The organism is Paenibacillus sp. USDA918EY (assembly GCF_009870825.1).
GTDB classification, from domain to species: domain Bacteria; phylum Bacillota; class Bacilli; order Paenibacillales; family Paenibacillaceae; genus Paenibacillus_AQ; species Paenibacillus_AQ albilobatus.
On record NZ_WTWY01000043.1, the window covers coordinates 1 to 1,756 of the forward strand.

Annotated in this window: 4 protein-coding genes; 1 reads left to right on the top strand and 3 read right to left on the bottom strand. The window is 43.8% G+C overall.

Annotated features, from left to right (window positions below; all coding sequences use genetic code 11):
• Positions 1–339 precede the first annotated feature (339 nt).
• Complete coding sequence (locus GQY55_RS30650) at positions 340–525, bottom strand: hypothetical protein (protein WP_160045709.1); 186 nt, start codon at positions 523–525, stop codon at positions 340–342.
• A gap of 207 nt (positions 526–732) precedes the next feature.
• Between GQY55_RS30650 and GQY55_RS30655 the strand changes: the two genes are divergently transcribed.
• A complete protein-coding gene (locus tag GQY55_RS30655) occupies positions 733–906 on the top strand; it encodes a helix-turn-helix domain-containing protein (protein ID WP_236575985.1) in 174 nt (57 codons plus the stop codon).
• 34 nt (positions 907–940) lie between these two features.
• Here the strand turns inward: GQY55_RS30655 and GQY55_RS31725 are convergent, their stop codons facing one another.
• Positions 941–1,297 carry a helix-turn-helix domain-containing protein gene (locus GQY55_RS31725; protein WP_236575984.1) on the bottom strand — a complete coding sequence of 119 codons (357 nt, stop codon included), beginning with the start codon at positions 1,295–1,297 and terminating at the stop codon, positions 941–943.
• Entirely contained in the window at positions 1,290–1,592 is a 303-nt protein-coding gene (locus GQY55_RS30665; protein ID WP_160045711.1) for a hypothetical protein, read from the bottom strand. Before GQY55_RS30665 ends, GQY55_RS31725 begins: the two co-directional genes overlap by 8 nt.
• Positions 1,593–1,756 lie beyond the last annotated feature (164 nt).

Here is a 1,756-nt window from a genome sequence, read left to right on the forward strand (position 1 = left end):
AAGAGAAGAAATGAGGAAGTAATGAACATACAGACCCACAAATAAATCCAATTCCAATGATGGACCCAAACATAGATGGGGCCTCCTCTCAAAACTAGAGGTGTTTCATCCGATCGGAAGAATGGCGGACAGGCAAATGTGGCGACGTCGCCACTTTTCCGTCGAAAGGCGGCATATTCCGTGAGCGAATGGATATTGGAAGAGTAAACGGATTGTATTGGTCAGGCAGCTAACACGACGACGTCGTCGCTTTTCGGAATAATTATCGGAATAAAAGCAGGTATAAAGGGTGGGTAAAGATTTGGGTATCACGAGGGGATTCCCCCTCGACCCCGCCGTTTAATGCAGGAGCCCGATCATTGCGCCGATCCATTGCCACGATAGTGCAATGCCGGCACCGAGTAAAAAGAAGCGTCCGAATCTCTTGGCTGCGACGGCGCCCGGTGCGTTTCCTGTATTCCTCAACCTTAATTCGAGAAAACCTGCCGAAATTGTGACGGCACCAATAATCCCATACGTAATCATTGTTTCAGCCTCCCGTTGGAATATTCCGCGGATCGTTCTTGCGGTATGTTGAATAGTATGGGCCGCCGCTTGTCTACTATTCGGAAAACTTTCCGAAAGCTATGTATTTTTTACCAGAGCCTGGACATCCTAGAATCCAAGGGAGATGATGAATAAATGTTTGGATTAGGAAAACCACGGACTCCGTTAGGCAAATGGATTGATACTATGGGAATCACGCAGGAAGAGCTTGCAAAGTCAGCCGGGATTAACAGGGACACCGCAAGTGCGGCATGTTCGAAAATTGGTTATATCCCTTCACCGATCGTCATGAAAAAAATATTAAAGGCCCTTCGGGAAGTCGATCCTTCCGTCCGGGCCGATAAATTTTGGAACCTATAATCGATACAGAATTTCTGGATTATTAGACAGGACGTCAACGGGCTGTTTCCTTTCCATCTAACCAGTTAACAAACGAAGATTTTGGGATTAATAATTTTCTTCCCGCTTTTACATAGTTGATCTGCCCCGATTTTATTAAATCGTATGTTTGGTTCCTTCCGATCCTGAGTATCTGCTGTATATCGGTTGGTGTAAGTACATCGGGAAGATGATCCCATGTACTAACCGCATCTTTCATGCCCTCTGCAGAATCCAACTTCTCAGGGTTTTCAAATTCGATATCCTCAAGGCGCTTTACATCGTTCATTATCATTTCGATTTCTCTATTTAGATATTGCTGAAGATCGGCCAGTCTCTGCTTCAAATACTTTAGTTCATTTGTCTTATTCACCGTCCTTATGCTCCCTGTATATAGCTGAAATAGCCTGTTTGTTACTCCCCGCCCTCTGCAAACACTGGTTGATGTATTCTTCTGTCAACATCTTTATCAAGTCCTCAACAACCGAATTTTCTTCCTCACTGAAAGTGACTGTCACATGCATCTTCGTTTTTTCGTTGTATCTAGTGATTGAATTTCTTTCCTTATCCCACAGATACTCATGATTTCCTATTTGCAAATATGACGAAGTCGCACGATCTGAATTTAGAACCGACGGTTGTTGCGGACCCTTAATGCGTGTTTTCATTGGTTATACCTCCACTGGTCATTTGCTACTCGTTACATTTATCGGAAAATATGAACCAATGGAAAAGACCTTCCGTTTTTTCGTGTAACATTGGGGATCTCCCCGTTTAACCCGCATCCGAAAGGGAAAGTGATTTTTAAAATTAAAATCTAGCGGGATTTCGG

What these genes read in the sequence shown, in the direction of transcription:
- GQY55_RS30650 (WP_160045709.1), bottom strand. Translation starts at nt 525, where the DNA reads ATGATTACGTATGGGATTATTGGTGCCGTCACAATTTCGGCAGGTTTT.
- GQY55_RS30655 (WP_236575985.1), top strand. Translation starts at nt 733, where the DNA reads ATGGGAATCACGCAGGAAGAGCTTGCAAAGTCAGCCGGGATTAACAGG.
- GQY55_RS30665 (WP_160045711.1), bottom strand. Translation starts at nt 1,592, where the DNA reads ATGAAAACACGCATTAAGGGTCCGCAACAACCGTCGGTTCTAAATTCA.